Below are 17,922 nucleotides of genomic sequence, written 5' to 3' on the forward strand. Positions count from 1 at the left end.
TTGACCCGAGTGTGAGGTCAGGTCCGGTCCGAGGGGTGGTTGACGCCGTCCGACCACGGCACCTCACCCAGATCGCGCGGGTTCACGCCCTCGAGGATCGCGACATTGATGCCGTATTCGTTCGGGTTGGATCGGCGCTGGTGATGGGTATAGATGCCGCAGCTTTTGCAGAAATAATGCTTCGCGGTGCGGGTGCCCCATTGGTAGAGCGTCAGGTTGTCGGCGCCCTTGACGATCCTGACCCCGGACAAGGGGGCCGAGACGACGATCGCTCCGCGCCTGCGGCAGAACGAACAATCGCAGCGCCGGGCGGTGGCGAGGCCGTCACTCAGCGTGACCTCCAGCTCCACCGCGCCGCAATGACAGGTTCCACGCATCGCCCTCGCCTCCGCTTTGGTTTGCCCCAGCATCGGGCGGCGGGCGGCGAGGGTCAAGATGGGGCGAGGCGCCTATTCCGCCGCCTCGGCCAGAAGTTGGGCATTGCCGCCTGAGGCGGTGGTGTCGATGCAGATGTGGCGCTCCAGGACGGCATGGGCGGCGTCGGGCGCATCGCAGATCAGAGGCAGGATCGGCCCCTTGCGGGCGGCCAGCGCCTGAACCCGCAGCCGCGCGCCCATCGCATCGCCCCACCAGAGCGCCCCCGAGAATCCCTGCAACCGCGTTAGGGCCGCGATGTCCAGCCCCGGCGCCTCGACTGCCTGACCGCCCAGCGCGCGGATCGCATCGGCCTGGGCCAGTGCCGCTGCCGCCGAGGGGCCAAGGCAGAGCACCGGCGGGCGCGCATGGCTGGTCAGCCGGTTTGATTCGCCGGTGGGTCCGGGCAGAACCAGCGCCTCGCCACCCGGCATCGGGCGCGTCAGGGTCAGGGCGGCGGCGGTCTCGCCCTCGGGCGTGGCGCGGTCTTCCGGGCCGGCCTGCGGCGCAGGGTTCTGGGTGAAGCGGGGCAGATACTGCGGCCCGCCCGCTTTCGGCCCGGTGCCCGACAGGCCCTCGCCGCCGAAGGGTTGCGAGCCTACGACCGCGCCGATCTGGTTGCGGTTGACGTAGATGTTGCCGGCGTGGACGCCTTCGACCACGCTTTGCACCCTATCGTCGATCCGGCTGTGCAGGCCGAAGGTCAGGCCGTAGCCGGTGTGATTGACCGCCTTGACCACGGCGTCAACGCCCCCGCTGGGGAAGGTCGCGACGTGCAGGACCGGGCCGAAAATCTCCTTCGGCATCTGTTCGATGCCTTTGACGCGGATCACGGTGGGGGCCACGAAATGGCCCTTCGCCTCGGGCGGCATGGGGAGGGCCTTGATCACGCGGCCCTCCTTTTTCGCCTGGGCGATGTATTCGGCGATGCCGCTCTGCGCCTCGGCGTCGATCACTGGGCCGAGGTCGGTGGACAGCGCCCAAGGGTTGGAGACGGTCAAAGTCTCCATCGCGCCTTCGAGCATGGTCAGGACGCTTTGGGCGATATCCTCCTGCACATAAAGGCAGCGCAGGGCCGAGCAGCGCTGGCCGGCGGACTGGAAGCTGGAAGCGACGATATCGCGCACCGCCTGTTCGGGGAGGGCTGTGGAATCGACGATCATCGCATTCAGCCCGCCGGTTTCGGCGATCAAGGGGGCCGAGGGGTCCAGATGGTCGGCCATGCTGCGGCGGATCAAGAGCGCCGTCTCGGTCGAGCCGGTGAAGGCCACGCCCTTCACCCGCGCATCGCGGGTCAGGGCGGCACCCACCGCGCCATCGCCGGGCAGAAGCTGCAGGGCGCTGGCCGGAACCCCGGCTTTCAGCATCAGGTCGACCGCAAGGGCTGCGATCAACGGGGTCTGTTCGGCGGGTTTGGCCAAGACGGCATTGCCCGCAGCCAAGGCCGCGGCGATCTGGCCGGTGAAGATGGCGAGGGGGAAGTTCCACGGGCTGATGCAGGCGAAGGTGCCACGCGCGGGGGCGGTCAGCGCCCCTGCCCCATCGGCGTAATAGCGCAGGAAATCCACCGCCTCGCGCAGTTCCGAGACGGCATCGCCCAGAGTCTTGCCCGCCTCGCGCGACAGAAGCGCGAAGATCGGGCCGTATTCGGCCTCATAAAGGTCGGCGGCGCGGCGCAGGATGGTGGCGCGGATCTCGGCGCTGGCGATCCAGGGTTCGGCCAGACGCAGGGCGGTGTCCACGTCGGGCTGGCAGGCGGTGGTGACATGGCCGGTCAGGCTGCCATCGGCGGGGTTGCGCACCTCCACCTGCAGGCCGCCGGCGACGCGGCCGGCGAGGCGGGGGGCGGCTTCGAAGATGGTGGTGAGGTGCGGCGCCCGACCCGCCTCGATCGCGGCGAGGTCGCCGGCATCGGTGAGGTCGAAGCCGTGCGAGTTCTGGCGCGGCAGGAAAAGGTCGGTGCCGGGGCGCAGGCCCGGGCTGACGGGTTCCATCGCCTCCAGTTGGGTCAGCGGGCAGGCGGCGACGCGTTCGGGGGAGAGGTCTTCGTTGACGATCTGGTGGACGAAGCTGGAATTGGCGCCGTTTTCGAGGAGGCGGCGGACGAGATAGGCCAGAAGGTCGCGGTGCGCGCCGACCGGGGCATAGATCCGGCAGCGCGTGGCGTTTTCCGAAAGCACGATGTCATGCAGGCGTTCGCCCATGCCGTGCAGGCGCTGGAACTCGAAAGCCTCGGGCGTCACGCCCGCCTCCAAAGCCAGATGCAGGACGGCGGCGACCGTATGGGCGTTGTGGGTGGCGAATTGCGGGTAGATCCGGTCGGTCATGCCCAGAAGCTTGCGGGCATTGGCCAGATAGCTCGCATCGGTGCCCTGCTTGCGGGTGAAAACCGGGAAGGAGGCGAGGCCGAGGGTCTGGGCGCGCTTGATCTCAGAGTCCCAATAGGCGCCCTTGACCAGACGCACCATGATCCGCCGGTCGTATTTGGTGGCGAGGCCGTGGAGCCAGTCGATCACCGCCCCGGAACGGCGGCCATAGGCCTGGACGACGACGCCGAAGCCATCCCAGCCCTTGAGGCTGGCGTCGGAGAGGACCGCCTCGATCACCTCGAGCGACAGGGCGAGGCGGTCGGCTTCTTCGGCGTCGATGTTGAGACCCAGGCCCGCGGCACGGGCGAGGCCTGCGAGGGCGCGGACGCGGGGGACGAGTTCGTCCATAACCTGGGCTCGGCGGGCGACCTCGTAACGCGGATGGAGCGCCGAAAGCTTGATCGAGATGCCGGGATTGCTGCGGATGTCGCCGGTGGTGGCGGCGCGGGCGATGGCGGTGATCGCCCGGCTGTAGGCGAGGTGGTAATGCTGGGCATCGGCCTCGGTCCGGGCGGCTTCGCCGAGCATGTCGTAGCTGTAGGTATAGCCCTTGGCTTCCAGCTCGCGGGCGCGGTCCATCGCGGCGTCGATGGTTTCGCCCAGAACAAAGGCGCGGCCCATTTCCTTCATCGCGCGGGTGACGGCGGTGCGGATCACCGGTTCGCCCAGACGTTTCATCGCGGCGCGCAGGTGGCCGACGACGCCGGGTTCGCGTTCTTCCAGCACCTTGCCGGTGAGCATCAGCGCCCAGGTCGAGGCATTGACCAGGCTGGACGAGGATTTGCCCAAGTGACGGCCCCAGTCGGCCGGGGCGATCTTGTCTTCGATCAGGGCGTCCATCGTGGGGGCGTCGGGGACGCGGAGGAGCGCTTCGGCCAGGCACATCAGTGCCACGCCCTCGTCGGTCGACAGGCCGTATTCGGCGAGGAAGACCTCCATCAACCCTGGCTTGGCCGAGCCGCGGATGGCGCTGACCAGACGGGCGGCGCGGGAGGAGATGGCAGCCCGCGCCTCTGGCCCGAGGCGCGCGGCGGCGAGGTTTTGCGCGACCAAAGTCGCCTCATCGGCCAATGATCCGTGCGCGATGATGTCCCAAGCTGCTTGCATCTTGCGTCCCCTATGATTTCCGCCATCATATCAGGGGTTTTGCCGGGATTTGTCCTGAAGATGGGGCGATCTGCGGGCGGATCGCCTGAAATTGGGGGGCTGCGCATGCCGAACGACCTGCTGGACAGCTATGACCTTGCGATCCTGGAGGTGCTGGAGGCCGAGGGGCGGATCAGTGCCACGGAACTGGCCACGCGGATCGGCCTGTCGAAGTCACCGACTCAGGCGCGGATGAAGCGGCTGGAGGCGCAGGGGGTGATCCGCGGCTATGGCGCGCGGCTGGACCGGGTGAAGATGGGCCAGGCTCATGTGGCCTTCGTGGAGGTGCGGCTGTCGGACACAAGGGAGGCGGCCTTGCAGGCCTTCAACCGGGCGGTGCTGGGTGTGGCCGAGATCGAGGAATGCCACATGATCGCCAGCCGGTTCGACTATCTTCTGAAGGTGCGGACGGCGGATATTCAGGCGTACCGGCGGGTGCTGGCCGAACGCATCTCGGCCCTGCCGCATGTGGCGGGCACCTCGACCTATGTGGCGATGGAGGCGGTGAAGGAGGGCGCTTAGCCCTCCCTCACCTCAAGTCAGCTTGCCAGGGATCACTCCTTGGGTTTGTTGACGTTCAGCCCGCCCTTGGAACTGGCCACGGCGATCGTGGTCACGGCCTTGGCGGCCTCTTTCTTCGGTTTCTTCACTTCTTTGCGTTTGTTCATGCCTTTGGCCATGTCACTCTCCTGCTGGCGCGTCTGCGCGACTCATGGCGCAGTGTGGGGACAGTGTAGGCTTGGAATCGGGGCGGGGGAATCCTCGATTTTTCTGCGAAAAATCGGGGTTCGAGCGGGGACGCTTGTGGGGCCGGCCTTCACAGGGGGCGAGTCTGATAGGTTGCAAGGGAATCTTCGATTTTTCGACGAAAAATCGGGGCCCCATGGGCGACGCTTGCAGGGGTGGCCTTCAAGCGGGGCGGCGCAAAGATGCGCGGGCCGTCTCGGCCTCCTGCCGCAGCGCGCAGCCTTCCGCATGATCATTGACCAGTCCCATCGCCTGCATGAAGGCATAGACGGTGGTGGGGCCGACGAATTTCCAGCCGCGCCTGCGCAGGTCTTTCGACAGCGCGACCGAAGCGGGCGAGGTGGCGCGGCTTTGCGGGGCGGCCGCCTCGTCCTGCGGTTCGAACCGCCAGATGAAGCGGGCGAGCGAGCCCTCGGCCGCCACCAGATCGCAGGCGCAGCGCGCGTTGTTGATCACCGCTTCGATCTTGCCGCGGTGGCGCACGATGCCGGGATCCGCCATCAGCCGCGTCACCTCGGCCGCGCCAAAGCCTGCCACCTTGCGAAAATCGAAGCCTTCGAAAGCGGCGCGGAAGTTCTCGCGCTTGTTCAGGATGGTGCGCCAGCTGAGGCCGGACTGGAAGCTTTCCAGGCAGAGCTTTTCGAAAAGGCGGATGTCGTCGGTGACCGGAAAGCCCCATTCGCGGTCGTGGTAGTCGAAAAACTCCGGCGCCGCGGCGCACCAGCGGCAGCGCGGCCGCCCATCGGGACCGGGGACCGTGCCGCTCATGCCTGCGCTTTCAGAAAGTCGAGCGCGGGCACCGTGCGTTTCGGGTCGACCTCGTGGATTTCTGCGGTGACGATGCCATGCGCCACGAAAGGGTCCGCCGCGAGGCGGGCCTCAAGCGCGGTGCGGCTTTCGCCCTGCGACAGGATCGCGCCGCCTGCCGCGGGTTGCAGACCGCCGACGCAGAGGAAAGTGCCCTCGGCAAAGCCCTGGGCGATCCACGCGTTATGGGCCGCCATATGGTCAGGCGCTGCGGCCCGGTTGGTCGAGAATTTCAGGAAAGTCACGAACATGCAGGGTCCTCCGAGGTGCCGGTGTCGCTGATCGCCTCGTCCAGCCAGCGCTCCATGGCAGCGGCTTCGCGGAAGATATGCGCTTCGTCCTTATAGGTGGTCGCAATCACCGCGACCCCCTGCGACCAGATCAGCAGGCGCAACGCCCGCTCTTCGGCCCGCGCCGCCGGGCCCATCGCCCGCATCTGCAGGACGAGCCAGTCATGGAACAGATCAAAGACCGCGACCGCGCCGGGGTGCGCCCTGTGGTTCAGCTTCGCCAGTTCCGAACAGAGCGACCCGACCGGGCAGCCGAAGGCGAGAAGGTTCGCGCGGTTGGTGATCAGCATCCGGATGAAGCACAGGACGCGGTCGCGGGGCGTGGCGGCCTCGGCCTGCCAGGCATCCAGCATCGCGCGCGTCTGCGCCATCCGGCGCGCGATCACCGCAGCAAGAATCTCGTCCTTGGCCTTGAAATGGTGATAGAAATTCCCGCGCGATATGCCCAGATCGGCCGCGATTTCCGCGAAGGATGTTGCTTCATAGCCCCCTTCATAGAAAAGCGCGTCGGCCTTTTCGATGATGAGGTCGCGGGTTGAAATGGCGGTCATGGCAAGGGGTCCGGCTGCATGGCCGGCAGATTAGGACAATCGTCCTAATGCGTCAAGAGCCATGCCAGCCGAGGCGATCCCGCGCCACGGCCTTTCGGCTGGCGGCAGCGCGGGAGGGTCGGTGGGGCGAACCCGGCGGGCGAACTGGGCGGGCCTAGAGCTTGGCCGCGACCATCGCCTCGAGCTTCAGCGTGTCGGCGTGGAAGTTGCGGATGCCTTCGGCCAGCTTTTCGGTGGCCATGGCGTCCTCGTTATGCTCCCAGCGGAAATCGGCCTCGGTGATCGCGGCGGCGGTGCCGACATTGGCCCCGGCGGTCAGCTTGCGCGGCAGATCGCCCATGTCGTCGGACAGCTTCTGGATCAGGTCGGGCGAGATGGTCAGGCGGTCGCAGCCGGCAAGCGCCTCGATCTGGCCGGGGTTGCGGAAGGAGGCGCCCATCACCACGGTCTTGATGCCATGGCTCTTGTAATGGTCATAGATGCGGCGAACCGAGAGGACGCCGGGGTCTTCCTCGGCCGCATAGGTCTTGCCGGTGGATTTGGTGTACCAGTCGGTGATCCGGCCGACGAAGGGCGAAATCAGGAAGACGCCGGCATCGGCGCAGGCCTTGGCCTGGGCCATCGAGAACAGGAGCGTCAGGTTGCACTGGATGCCGGCCTTTTCCAGCTCGCGCGCGGCGGAAATGCCTTCCCAGGTCGAGGCGAGCTTGATCAGGATGCGGTCCTTGGGCACGCCCAGTTTGGCATAGGCGTCGATGATCGCATGGGCCTTGGCGATGGAGCCGGCCTTGTCGAAGGACAGGCGGGCGTCAACCTCGGTCGAGACGCGGCCCGGCACGATGCCGGCGAGTTCGGCGCCAAGGCCCACGGTCAGATCCTGCACGATGGCAGAGACGGCATCGGGCGTGCCTTTCAGACGCGCGACGCTGGCGGCGAACTTCTCCTGCATGGCGGCGCCCTGCACGGCCTTCAACACGAGGCTGGGGTTGGTGGTGCAGTCTTGCGGGGCGAGGCGGCGGACGGCCTCGATGTCGCCGGTGTCGGCCACGACAACGGTCATCTGGCGGAGCTGGTCAAGTTTGCTGGTCATGATGCGGTCCTCTATCGGGTTCGCGGGAATATGCTGCTGCATGTCTGGCATGAGTTGGAGGAATGGGAAAGGTCCGGCGGCGGGTTTTGGCCCCTGCGGCGGACGGAGGGGCCGCAAGTCTGCCGAATCCGAAGGAAAGCCCGGCCCCTCCCCCGGTGCATGGGTCTTCACGGCACAGGCGGGAGCATTGAACTCTGCGCGGGATGGCAGCGCAGGCGCAGGCAGGGCTCGCCGCGCAGCGGGCCGGCCTGTGTGCCCTTCGGGCAAAGCTGAACCTTTACGCGCCTCTCTATAACTTGGCCTTCAGCGGCGGGCCGGACAAGGATCCGGATTGGCGGATCGCGGAAAGTTGTGCTCTACCGCGAAGGCGCCACAGCGCTTCGGCAGAAGCGTTGGGATCGACCGGCGCCCGCAAGACCGCCACACCTGTTTGCCCCGAGGCTGCCCCTTGAACGCGATCACCACCTCTCTCACCCTGATGATCCTGGTCGTGCTGAGTGGCGCGGTCAGCGGGCTTGTGGCCCGCTCAGTGCCGCGCCCGCTGGTGCAGATCGCCTGCGGCGCGCTGACTGGACTGGTGCCACACCTGCAGATCGACCTCGCGCCGGATGTGTTCTTCCTACTTCTGGTGCCGCCGCTTCTGTTCATCGACGGCTGGCATATCCCGGCGGATGAGCTGGCGGGGGATCGCTGGACGATCCTGCACATGGCGCTGGCGCTGGTGGTGGCCACGGTCGTGGTGGTGGGCAGCTTCATCGTCTGGCTAGTGCCAGGCCTGCCGGTCGGGGCGGCCTTTGCCCTGGCCGCCGCCCTGGCGCCGACCGACCCGATCGCCGTGACCGCGATCGCAAAGCGCCTGCCGGTGCCGCGCCGGATGATGAACCTGCTGGAGGCGGAATCGCTGCTCAACGATGCGACCGGGCTGATCTGCCTGCGGTTTGCGCTTGTGTTCCTTGCCACGGGCAGCTTTTCGCTGGGTCAGGCCACGGTGACCTTTCTCTGGGTCGCCTGCGCCGGGCTGGCCACCGGCTTTGTCGTGATCTGGGCCATCGTGCGCATCAAGAACTGGATCGTGGGACGCGTCGGCGAGGACCCGGGCGCGCAGATCGCCATCAGCCTGCTGGTGCCCTTCATCGCCTATCAGGTGGCCGAGGCGCTTTCGGCCTCGGGCTTCTTTGCGGCGGTGGCGGCGGGGGTGACCATGGCCCGGGCCGAACAGACCGGGGCGGCGCTGGGGGCGACGCGGATCCAGCGCAGCGCGGTCTGGGATTCGGTCCAGTTCATCGCCAATGGCGTCGTCTTCGTGCTTCTGGGCGCGCAGCTGCCGGTCCTTCTGACGCGGGCGCGGGCGACGGTGCTGGAGACCGGGCATCACAGCCTGCTCTGGCTCCTGATGCTGATCGTGGCGGTCTATGCCGCGATGCTGGCGGTGCGGCTGGTCTGGGTCTGGGCCAGCGTGACGCTGGCGCGGCGCGGACGGCGGCTGGATGCGACCCCGGCCTTCCGGCTGATTCTGGCGACCGGGCTGGCCGGCACCCGTGGCGCCGTGAGCTTTGCCGGCATCCTGACCCTGCCGGTGGCCCTCACCTCGGGCGACACCTTTGCCGAACGCGAGCTGGTGATCCTGATCGCGATGGGCGTCATCATCCTGTCGCTGGCAGTGGCGGCGGCAGGCCTGCCGCTGCTGCTGCGCACGGGCGCCGCCCTGTCGCCACAGGACCGCTCGGGCGAGATCGCCGGGCGGACCGCATCAGCGACCGCCGCCCTGGCCGAGATCGCAAGGATCGGCGCGCTCCACGCCGCGCCCGACCGCGAGGCCGAACTCTATGTGGCCGCCGCGGCCCAGGTCTCGCAGCCCTATCTGCAGCGGCTGGAGGTCTATGACGAGAGCGGCGCCGACCCGACGGGCGCCTTTCCCAAGGCACGCGTCCTGCGCGAGGTGCAGCTGGCCGCCGTGCGGGCCGAGCGCAAATCCGTGGTCCAGTCGCGCCGCCAGCGCCTGATCAGCGCCACGGTGGCGCGGCGCATGGTCCGCGAGCTGGACCTTCTGGAAGCGCATTACGAAAGCTGAACCCCGGTTGTGGTGCCCGCGGCCGGGCTCGAACCGGCACGGCCGTACGGCCTGAAGATTTTAAGTCTTCTGTGTCTACCATTTCACCACGCGGGCAGTGCGGGGCGTCGGCGCACCCTAGCCCGAGCGGGCCGACAGGGTAAAGTCACCGCGACGCATTCGGCACCCGCCTTGCCGCAACGCGGCATTGACTTGGGCGGTCCGCCAAGCTTTGGTGTCCCCCGAGAGTTTGCGGGAGGTTCGACATGAACAAGGAATATCCCAGTGCTGCGGCAGCGCTGGACGGGATTTTGTTTGACGGGATGACGATTGCCAGCGGCGGCTTCGGGCTCTGCGGCATCCCCGAACTGCTGATCGCGGCCATCAAGGAGGCCGGGACCAAGGATCTGACTGTCGCCTCGAACAACGCCGGGGTGGACGGGTTCGGCCTGGGCATCCTGCTCGCCACGCGGCAGATCAAGAAGATGATCTCCTCCTATGTCGGCGAGAATGCCGAATTCATGCGGCAATACCTTTCGGGCGAGCTGGAGCTGGAGTTCAACCCGCAAGGCACGCTGGCCGAGCGTCTGCGCGCCGGCGGCGCCGGCATCCCGGGCTTTTACACCAAGACCGGTGTCGGCACCGTGATCGCCGAGGGCAAGGACCACAAGGACTTCAACGGCCAGACCTATATCCTGGAAACCGGGATCGTCGCCGACATCTCGATCGTCAAGGCCTGGAAGGCCGACCCGTCGGGCAACCTCATCTTCCGCAAGACCGCGCGCAACTTCAACCCGCCTGCCGCCACCGCCGGCAAGATCTGCATCGCCGAGGTCGAGGAAATCGTGCCCTTGGGCAGCCTTGACCCCGATGCGATCCACCTGCCGGGCATCTATGTGCACCGCCTGATCCAGGGCCAGCACGAGAAGCGCATCGAGAACCGCACCACCCGCAAGAAGGAGGCAGTGTGATGGCCGCCGAAACCAAAGGCTGGGACCGCAACCAGATCGCCGCCCGCGCAGCACAAGAATTGCAGGACGGCACCTATGTGAACCTCGGCATCGGGATTCCGACGCTGGTGTCGAACTATATCCCCGCCGGCGTCAACGTGACGCTGCAATCGGAAAACGGCATGCTCGGCATGGGGCCCTTTCCCTTTGAGGGCGACGAGGACCCCGATCTGATCAACGCCGGCAAGCAGACCATCACCGAACTGCCGCAGACCGCTTATTTCGATTCCGCGCAATCCTTCGCGATGATCCGCGGCGGCAAGATCGCGATGGCGATCCTGGGCGCGATGGAAGTGTCGGAAGAGGGCGACCTTGCGAACTGGATGATCCCGGGCAAGCTCGTCAAGGGCATGGGCGGGGCGATGGATCTGGTGGCGGGCGTGGGCCGCGTCGTCGTGGTGATGGACCACACCTCCAAGCATGGCGAATCGAAGGTATTGAAGGCCTGCACCCTGCCCCTGACCGGCAAGGCCGTGGTCAACCGCATCATCACCAACCTCGGCGTGCTGGATGTGGTGCCGGGCGGCCTCAAGATCGTGCAACTGGCCGATGGCGTCTCGGAAGCCGAACTGCGCGCTGCAACCGAGGCGACGATCATTGGCTGAGCATGTCATCACTCGCGAGGTCGAGGGCCACCATGGCCGCTATGTGATCCGCCAGAACGGCGAAGAGGCGGAGCTGGTCTACAAGATCATCAGCCCGGAGCTGATCGTGGCGGTTCACACCGGCGTGCCCGACAGTTTCAAGGGCACCGGGGCCGGCGTGGCCATGGTGAACCGGCTGATCGCCGATGCGCGGGCCGAAGGCTTCAAGATCGTGCCGCAGTGCCCCTTCGTCAATGCCCAGCGCCTGAAGCATCCCGAATGGGCGGATGTCTTCTCGGTCTGACCCGAGTTTGCCGGGCTTCGGCCCGGCAGGCCTTAATTGCTGGCCGAGATGACCTTGAAGACGCAGGGATCGCTGATCAGCTCGGGTGGGGAGAGGCAGAGGCCCTGCGCCACCTGCCAGGCCGCCAGAACCTTGGGGACATAATCGCGGGTCTCGGCATAGGGCGGCACGCCGCCATTTGCGGTCACCGCCCCCTCTCCCGCGTTATAGGCCGCGATCACCATCAGGGGGTCGCGGTTGAAATTGCCCATCAGCCAGTCGAGATAGGCGACCCCGCCCTTGATGTTCTGCGAGGGGTCCAGCGCATTGGTCACGCCGAATCGCTTGGCGGTGTCCGGGATCAGCTGCATCAGCCCCTGCGCCCCTGCCCCGCTGGCCGCCGCCGCATTTCCGGCGCTTTCGACCGCCATCACCGCCAGCACCAGCGCCGGCGAGACCCGGGTGCCCACGGTGTCCTTCAGGATCTCGGTCCCCCAGTTCTGCGCCATGGTCTGCATCGCCTGCAGCCGCGGCGCATTCACGCTGGCGCCGTCCGGCCCCGAGGACAGCGTGGCCATGGCAAGAGGAAAGCGCCCGTCCGCCGCATCCAGCGCCACCGGCACCGTGTTCCAGAACCAGTCGTAATGCGCGCCCGAGGGGGCGACCGGGCCAGCGGGGGCCAAAGGTGTGGCGGGGCCAGGGTCCTCGTGATGTTCGGGGCGCGGGTCGATCTTGCGGCCGGCTGCCAGAAGGGCCGCCTGTTCCACCGGGTCTATCTGCACCTTGATCCGCTTGCCGGCCTGAATGTCGGAGACCTTCACCATCTTGAAGGTGAAGCTCGGCGTCGCGGGGGCCGATTCGGAATGTACGGCGCCGGCGCTTGCCAGCATTACCAGCCCGCCCAACGCCAGAAACGCGGGGCTTGCCCGGCGCAAATACCTGTAGCCTGTCATGCGGGTGCCTGCCCGATTGTTTTTATTGGCTTCAGCCTGCCAGATTCGCGCCAAAGCGCCAAGCTTTGCCGGCCCGCAAAGGGCTTAGCACCGCCAAACGCGACCGAAAGGACACGCCAATCGGGGCCTCGGCCACAATCCCGCCATCAAATGACTGCGACAATTCCGCAATCCGGTCCCACGAGCGCCGCCTTGCAAGGTTCTATTAAGCTCATACCGAGGGACAGACAGCGAAGGTCGCAATGACCAAAGCCGAGGGACCGACGCGGTAGGCGAACCTGGACCAACCAACATCAAGGGATGAACATCATGAAACTCTTCTCCTTCTTCAAGTCCTTCAAGAACGACGAATCCGGCGCCGTGACCGTTGACTGGGTCGTGCTGACCGCAGCCATCGTCGGCCTGGGCATGGTCGTCATGACCACCGTTGGCGGCGGCATCACCGGCCTCGGCAACAAGATCGTCGAAGACCTCGGCAGCCGCAACTCGGGCTACCTGAACCAGTAATCGCTTTCAGCGAGCTGATGGCAGGGCCGCATCCTCGGATGCGGCCTTTTGCTTTTGCGGATGGGCTCAGGCCGTCTTGACCCCTGCCCTGAAAAAACCGCGAAAAGATGCGAGAAAATGACCAACTCTGCCCAATCCGCGCCGCGATGCCCCTTCAAAACGAACTTATCCGAACGGGGCGACGGAGCAGAGGCCGAAGCCAGCGAAGCCGAACGGTAGAAACCGAACCAACGCGAACCAACATCAAGGGATGCACACCATGAAATTTCTGAACTTCTTCAAAGGCTTCAAGAACGACGAATCCGGCGCCGTGACCGTGGACTGGGTCGTTCTGACCGCAGCTATCGTCGGCCTGGGCATGGTCGTGATGACCACCGTCGGCGGCGGCATCACCGGCCTCGGCAACAAGATCGTCGAAGACCTCGGCAGCCGCAACTCGGGCTACCTGAACCAGTAATCGCTGACAGCGATCTGATGGCAGGGCCGCATCCTCGGATGCGGCCTTTTGCTTTTGTGGGCACCTGGGCCACGGAGGCCCGCCCGGTTGCCGCGAAAAAGCCGTGAAAAGACGCGATAAAATGACCAAATCCGCCCAATCGCCGCCCTGATGCCGCATCAAAAAGAAGTCATCCGGACGGGGCGACGGAACAGAGGCCGAAGCCAGCGAAACCGAACGGTCGAAACCGAACCAACATCAAGGGATCAAACCATGAAACTGCTGAACATCTTCAAGGGCTTCAAGAACGACGAATCCGGCGCCGTGACCGTTGACTGGGTCGTGCTGACCGCAGCCATCGTCGGCCTGGGCATGGTCGTCATGACCACCGTCGGCGGCGGCATCACCGGCCTCGGCAACAAGATCGTCGAAGACCTCGGCAGCCGCAACTCGGGCTACCTGAACCAGTAATCGCCTCCGGCGATCTGCGTTCCAGGCCGCATCTTCGGAGATGCGGCCTTTCGCTTTTGTGGCCAAGCTCGTGCGCCTCTCGCGAGGTCTGCCCTGAAAAAACCGCGAAAAGATGCGAGAAAATGACCAACTCTGCCCAATCCGCGCCGCGATGACCCGTCAAAACGAACTTATCCGAACGGGGCAACGGAACAGAGGCCGAAGCCAGCGAAACCGAACGGTAGAAACCGAACCGAAACAAACCAACACCAAGGGATGAAAACCATGAAATTTCTGAACATCTTCAAAGGCTTCAAGAACGACGAATCCGGCGCCGTGACCGTGGATTGGGTCGTGCTGACCGCAGCAATCGTCGGCCTGGGCATGGTCGTCATGACCACCGTTGGCGGCGGCATCACCGGCCTCGGCAACAAGATCGTCGAAGACCTCGGCAGCCGCAACTCGGGCTACCTGAACCAGTAATCGCTGGCACCGGGATCATCTGATCCCTGGCCTGGGCCGCGCCCGCAGTGCGGGGGCGGCCCATTTGCCAAAGGGGCATTGCAGGACGGCCTTCGCAGAGCCGCCTGAATATTGCCCCATTCTTGCCGCGACCTTGCAGTAGTCTGGAACACGGCAACTCCTGATGAACTTGGGTTCGATTGACCAAACTCGCTGAGGCAAAGGACGCAAGATGACACCAGATCCGCATGATGTTCCCGGAGGCGATGCCGAAGTCACCGCAGGTGGCTGCGACTTTGCCACCAAGGAATGCGGAGCGGTCACCGTCGATTGGGTGGTCCTGTCCGCGGCGGTCATCGGGATGGGCATGTTGGTGCTGGAACCGGTGGCCTTCAGCGCCAGCGGGACATCCAACAAGATTGCCAACGATATCGAAAACATCCAGGTGGGGTATCCTGGAAACTGACGGTCTGCCCGGCGCGTTCTGGGCGTATGGGGTGATGTCATGAGAGCAGTTTTCAGTCTGGTTCTGGTCGTGGGTCTCGCCTTGGCGGGATTTGCGGTCTACATGACCCAGAAATACTTCAGCCAATCGCAGGCCGAATTGAATTACGAGCGCGACCTGCGCGCCAAGACCGGGCCTCTGGTCCAGGTTTTTGTCGTCAACAAGGTCAAGAAATACGGCGAGGTCCTGAACAAGGAAGACGTTCAGCAGATCTATTGGCAAAAGAGCGCCATGCCCGACCATATCTACACCAAGATCGAGGATCTGTTCCCGGCCGACGGCAAGGAGCCGCGCTATATCAGCCGCCAGATCGAGAAATTCGAGCCGATCCTGGCCGAGAATGTCACCGATCCGGGCAAGCCCGCCGGTCTGACCTCGATGCTGGGCAAGGGCGAAACCGCCTTTGCGGTGCGGGTTGACGTGGCCTCGGGGGTTGCGGGGTTTGTGCAGGTCGGCGACCGGGTGGACGTCTACTGGACCGGCGCTGTTGCCGGCACCGAGGGCGAGATGACCCGCCTGATCGAAAACGGCGTGCGTGTCGTGGGCGTCGACCAGCAGGCCGACAATTCCAACACCGGCAACACCGTGGCGCGCACCGTCACCCTGGCGGCGCTGCGTGAGGATGTGGCGCGGCTGACGCAAGCCCAGGCCACGGGGCGGCTGAACCTGGCCCTGGTCGGCACCACCGACACCTCGGTGGCCGGCAAGATCGAGGTCGACAGCAACCGCCTTCTGGGCATCACACCCGAACAGGCCGCCGCGGTCCCGCAAGCGCCGAAAGTCTGCACGATCAAGATGCGCAAGGGCGCCGACGTGGTGGAAACCCCGATCCCCTGCACCAACTGACATCGCCAAATACCGAAAGCGGCCCCATATTTCGTGGGGCCGCTGTTCCTTTGCGCAACAGACAGGGCCGTTTTGGCAAGACGCGGGGCCTGTTGCAGGTTATCCACATAAGGAATGGCCTCCAACCTTTTGATTCTTGCTTAAAAATGCCAGTTGAGGCATTTTGCTGAGAGAAAACGGGCAAAAAAGACCCGGTCGTGGGCACACTGAGAGGGCAGGTCGATGAAGTTGCGAGGCCTTTTGATGGCGGGCATGTTGGGGCTGGCGCTGGCTGGCACGGCATTTTGCCCGATTCCAGCTGCAGCACAGAACCTCACGATCATGAAGGGTTCGGCCAACGCCCCGCTCAGCGTACCGATGAATCGCGCCGTGGTGATCGAAAGCGACACCTCCTTTGCCGAACTTTCGGTGGCCAATCCGGGCATCGCCGATATCTCGACCCTGTCGGACAAGACGATCTATGTGCTGGGCAAGACGCCGGGCCGCACGACGATGACCCTGCTGACGCAGGACGGCAAGCTGATCTCGAACGTCGAAGTGCATGTCACGCCGGACATTGAAGAATTCAAGGAACGCTTGCAGCAGATCCTGCCGGGCGAACCGATCGAGGTGCGCACCGCCAATGACGGGATCGTGCTGTCGGGCACTGTATCCTCCACCGCCAAGCTCGACCGCGCGCTGGATCTGGCCACGCGCTATGCGCCGGACAAGGTATCGAACCTGATGATGGTCTCGGGCACCCAGCAGGTCATGCTGAAGGTGCGCTTTGCCGAGATGCAGCGCTCGGTCTCCAAGAGCCTGTCCTCCTCGCTGGGTGTGCGGGGCGGCAAGAATGCCAGCGTGATCGGTGCGACCGGCACCGTTCTGGACAATATGAACAATTCCAACGGGTCGTATCAGACCGGCGCCGGGACCAAGGGCGCCCTGGGGCTGGGCTTTACCGCAGGCTCGCTGGAATTCGGCGTGCTCCTCGAGGCGCTGGAATCCAAGGGCGTCGTGCGCACCCTGGCCGAGCCGAACCTGACCGCGCTGTCGGGCCAACAGGCCAAGTTCCTGGCCGGTGGCGAATATCCGATCCCGGTTTCGGCTGACAATGGTGCGATTGCGATCCAGTACAAGCCCTTCGGCGTCGAGCTGAACTTCACGCCGACCGTGGTGGATGGCGACACGATCAACCTGCAGATCAATGCGGCGGTCTCCTCGATCGACACCACGACCTCGGTCACCACCAACGGGCTTTCGGTCAATGCCTTCAAACGGCGCGAGACCTCGACCACGGTCGAGATGCGCGACGGGGAAAGCTTTGCCATCGCGGGCCTGCTGCAGGACGACTTCCGCGACCTCAACGGCCAGGTGCCGTGGCTGGGCGATGTGCCGATCCTCGGCACCCTGTTCCGCAGCGCCGACTATCAGCGCAACCAATCCGAGCTTGTCATCATCGTGACACCGCATCTGGTGACACCGGTCCGGGGCGATACCCTGGCCCTGCCCACCGACCGCATCCGGATTCCGACCGAACAGGAGCTTTTCCTCTTCGGCAAGACCGCAGGCAAGCAGCGTGGAGGTGCGGGCGAAGTGGCCCGGCAGGACTTCAGCGGCTCCTACGGCTATTCGATGGAGTGAGGCGATGAAGAATCTGCATAAATCGCTGATCATTTCGGCGCTGGCCTTGTTGCCGCTGGCCGCTTGCGACACCACCGCCTTTTACCGCGAGGCGGGCTCTGCCGGCTCCAGCGAGGGCGGCTATGGCAATGCCAACCTGATGAACGCGGCGGCGATGATGGGCGAAGGCGATGCCCGCCAGCTGCTGGGCCAACGCTTCGCCAACGAGGTCGACACCACCGTCACCTTCGCCTTCAACCGCTACGACCTGTCGGCCCAGGCGGCCGCGACGCTGGCCAGACAGGCGAGCTGGATCCGCCAGTTCCCCGAAGTGCGCTTCAGCGTCTATGGCAACACCGACCTTGTGGGGTCGGAGCGCTACAACAAGGGACTGGGTCTGCGCCGGGCGCAGGCTGTCGTGAACTATCTGGTCAGCCAGGGCGTCTCGCGCAGCCGCCTGCAGGCGCTGGTGTCTTATGGCGAGACTCGCCCCGTTGTCCCCACCCAGGGCCCCGAGGAGCGCAACCGCCGCGCCGTTACCACGGTCGCGGGCTTCACCAAGGGCCATTCGGGCCTGCTCAACGGCAAATACGCCGCCGTCATCATGCGCGAATATGTCACCAGCGCGACGCAGATCCAGACCGGCACCACGGCGGGCTCGGCCACGGGCGGTGGCAGCAGCGGCGGCAACAGCGGCGGCAACTGATCAGCGCCAGAACCTGGCATCGGGGCCCCCGCGTGGGGCCCTTTTCTTTGGGCCTCTGCCCCGCGCACCAAACCGCCGATTGTTGCCAAGCTTTCCGCAAAAGCGGGATTGGCC

21 protein-coding genes and 1 tRNA gene are annotated in these 17,922 nt (G+C 65.5%); 13 read left to right on the forward strand and 9 right to left on the reverse strand.

Annotated features, from left to right (window positions below):
- Positions 1–17 precede the first annotated feature (17 nt).
- Positions 18–377: a GFA family protein gene (locus AC1DVR_RS09485; RefSeq protein WP_478000308.1), complete on the reverse strand. Its 360-nt coding sequence runs from the start codon at positions 375–377 to the stop codon at positions 18–20.
- Between the two features lie 72 nt (positions 378–449).
- Positions 450–3,890 carry a bifunctional proline dehydrogenase/L-glutamate gamma-semialdehyde dehydrogenase PutA gene (gene putA, locus AC1DVR_RS09490; protein ID WP_478000309.1) on the reverse strand — a complete coding sequence of 1,147 codons (3,441 nt, stop codon included), beginning with the start codon at positions 3,888–3,890 and terminating at the stop codon, positions 450–452.
- A 105-nt stretch (positions 3,891–3,995) separates the two neighbouring features.
- Between putA and AC1DVR_RS09495 the strand changes: the two genes are divergently transcribed.
- On the forward strand, positions 3,996–4,451 hold the full coding sequence (locus AC1DVR_RS09495; protein WP_478000310.1) for an Lrp/AsnC family transcriptional regulator: 456 nt from the start codon (positions 3,996–3,998) through the stop codon (positions 4,449–4,451).
- 32 nt (positions 4,452–4,483) lie between these two features.
- On the opposite strand, the gene AC1DVR_RS09500 is transcribed toward AC1DVR_RS09495, so the two are convergent.
- From AC1DVR_RS09500 to tal, 5 genes are all read right to left on the reverse strand, one after another.
- Entirely contained in the window at positions 4,484–4,609 is a 126-nt protein-coding gene (locus AC1DVR_RS09500; protein WP_478000311.1) for a hypothetical protein, read from the reverse strand.
- 229 nt (positions 4,610–4,838) lie between these two features.
- Positions 4,839–5,444 carry a DNA-3-methyladenine glycosylase I gene (locus AC1DVR_RS09505; RefSeq protein ID WP_478000312.1) on the reverse strand — a complete coding sequence of 202 codons (606 nt, stop codon included), beginning with the start codon at positions 5,442–5,444 and terminating at the stop codon, positions 4,839–4,841.
- On the reverse strand, positions 5,441–5,734 hold the full coding sequence (locus AC1DVR_RS09510; RefSeq protein ID WP_478000313.1) for a YciI family protein: 294 nt from the start codon (positions 5,732–5,734) through the stop codon (positions 5,441–5,443). Before AC1DVR_RS09510 ends, AC1DVR_RS09505 begins: the two co-directional genes overlap by 4 nt.
- Positions 5,725–6,324 carry a TetR/AcrR family transcriptional regulator gene (locus tag AC1DVR_RS09515; RefSeq protein WP_478000314.1) on the reverse strand — a complete coding sequence of 200 codons (600 nt, stop codon included), beginning with the start codon at positions 6,322–6,324 and terminating at the stop codon, positions 5,725–5,727. The genes AC1DVR_RS09510 and AC1DVR_RS09515 overlap by 10 nt, the downstream gene beginning before the upstream one ends.
- 154 nt (positions 6,325–6,478) lie before the next feature.
- On the reverse strand, positions 6,479–7,414 hold the full coding sequence (tal, locus tag AC1DVR_RS09520) for a transaldolase (protein WP_478000315.1): 936 nt from the start codon (positions 7,412–7,414) through the stop codon (positions 6,479–6,481).
- A 448-nt stretch (positions 7,415–7,862) separates the two neighbouring features.
- Here tal and AC1DVR_RS09525 point away from each other — a divergent pair, with 448 nt between their 5' ends.
- Positions 7,863–9,485, forward strand: a complete 1,623-nt coding sequence (locus AC1DVR_RS09525) for a Na+/H+ antiporter (protein ID WP_478000316.1) — start codon at positions 7,863–7,865, stop codon at positions 9,483–9,485.
- 10 nt (positions 9,486–9,495) lie between these two features.
- On the opposite strand, the gene AC1DVR_RS09530 is transcribed toward AC1DVR_RS09525, so the two are convergent.
- A tRNA-Leu gene (locus AC1DVR_RS09530) sits at positions 9,496–9,581 on the reverse strand.
- 149 nt (positions 9,582–9,730) lie between these two features.
- Between AC1DVR_RS09530 and AC1DVR_RS09535 the strand changes: the two genes are divergently transcribed.
- The 3 genes from AC1DVR_RS09535 to AC1DVR_RS09545 are packed head-to-tail and all read left to right on the forward strand — an operon-like array spanning position 9,731 to position 11,362.
- Positions 9,731–10,435 (forward strand): CoA transferase subunit A, encoded by a 705-nt coding sequence (locus AC1DVR_RS09535; RefSeq protein WP_478000317.1) that lies wholly within the window; start codon positions 9,731–9,733, stop codon positions 10,433–10,435.
- The gene (locus tag AC1DVR_RS09540; protein ID WP_478000318.1) at positions 10,435–11,079 is read left to right on the forward strand and encodes a 3-oxoacid CoA-transferase subunit B; all 645 of its coding nucleotides are present in this window, start codon (positions 10,435–10,437) and stop codon (positions 11,077–11,079) included. Before AC1DVR_RS09535 ends, AC1DVR_RS09540 begins: the two co-directional genes overlap by 1 nt.
- The gene (locus AC1DVR_RS09545) at positions 11,072–11,362 is read left to right on the forward strand and encodes a GNAT family N-acetyltransferase (RefSeq protein WP_478000319.1); all 291 of its coding nucleotides are present in this window, start codon (positions 11,072–11,074) and stop codon (positions 11,360–11,362) included. The genes AC1DVR_RS09540 and AC1DVR_RS09545 overlap by 8 nt, the downstream gene beginning before the upstream one ends.
- 32 nt (positions 11,363–11,394) lie before the next feature.
- Here the strand turns inward: AC1DVR_RS09545 and AC1DVR_RS09550 are convergent, their stop codons facing one another.
- Positions 11,395–12,294, reverse strand: coding sequence for a lytic transglycosylase domain-containing protein (locus tag AC1DVR_RS09550; RefSeq protein WP_478000320.1), 900 nt, complete (start codon positions 12,292–12,294; stop codon positions 11,395–11,397).
- Between the two features lie 309 nt (positions 12,295–12,603).
- Here AC1DVR_RS09550 and AC1DVR_RS09555 point away from each other — a divergent pair, with 309 nt between their 5' ends.
- The 8 genes from AC1DVR_RS09555 (at position 12,604) to AC1DVR_RS09590 (ending at position 17,808) form a co-directional block, all read left to right on the forward strand.
- The gene (locus AC1DVR_RS09555; RefSeq protein WP_478000321.1) at positions 12,604–12,801 is read left to right on the forward strand and encodes a Flp family type IVb pilin; all 198 of its coding nucleotides are present in this window, start codon (positions 12,604–12,606) and stop codon (positions 12,799–12,801) included.
- A 259-nt stretch (positions 12,802–13,060) separates the two neighbouring features.
- Positions 13,061–13,258, forward strand: a complete 198-nt coding sequence (locus tag AC1DVR_RS09560; protein ID WP_478000322.1) for a Flp family type IVb pilin — start codon at positions 13,061–13,063, stop codon at positions 13,256–13,258.
- Between the two features lie 252 nt (positions 13,259–13,510).
- Positions 13,511–13,708: a Flp family type IVb pilin gene (locus AC1DVR_RS09565; RefSeq protein WP_478000323.1), complete on the forward strand. Its 198-nt coding sequence runs from the start codon at positions 13,511–13,513 to the stop codon at positions 13,706–13,708.
- A gap of 264 nt (positions 13,709–13,972) precedes the next feature.
- Complete coding sequence (locus AC1DVR_RS09570) at positions 13,973–14,170, forward strand: Flp family type IVb pilin (protein WP_478000324.1); 198 nt, start codon at positions 13,973–13,975, stop codon at positions 14,168–14,170.
- Between the two features lie 211 nt (positions 14,171–14,381).
- Entirely contained in the window at positions 14,382–14,615 is a 234-nt protein-coding gene (locus AC1DVR_RS09575) for a hypothetical protein (RefSeq protein WP_478000325.1), read from the forward strand.
- Between the two features lie 39 nt (positions 14,616–14,654).
- Complete coding sequence (gene cpaB, locus AC1DVR_RS09580; protein ID WP_478000326.1) at positions 14,655–15,500, forward strand: Flp pilus assembly protein CpaB; 846 nt, start codon at positions 14,655–14,657, stop codon at positions 15,498–15,500.
- A 222-nt stretch (positions 15,501–15,722) separates the two neighbouring features.
- Entirely contained in the window at positions 15,723–17,123 is a 1,401-nt protein-coding gene (locus tag AC1DVR_RS09585; protein WP_478000327.1) for a type II and III secretion system protein family protein, read from the forward strand.
- A 4-nt stretch (positions 17,124–17,127) separates the two neighbouring features.
- On the forward strand, positions 17,128–17,808 hold the full coding sequence (locus AC1DVR_RS09590) for an OmpA family protein (protein WP_478000328.1): 681 nt from the start codon (positions 17,128–17,130) through the stop codon (positions 17,806–17,808).
- Positions 17,809–17,922: the final 114 nt, after the last annotated feature.

Source organism: Rhodobacter sp. P2_H5, from assembly GCF_056403335.1.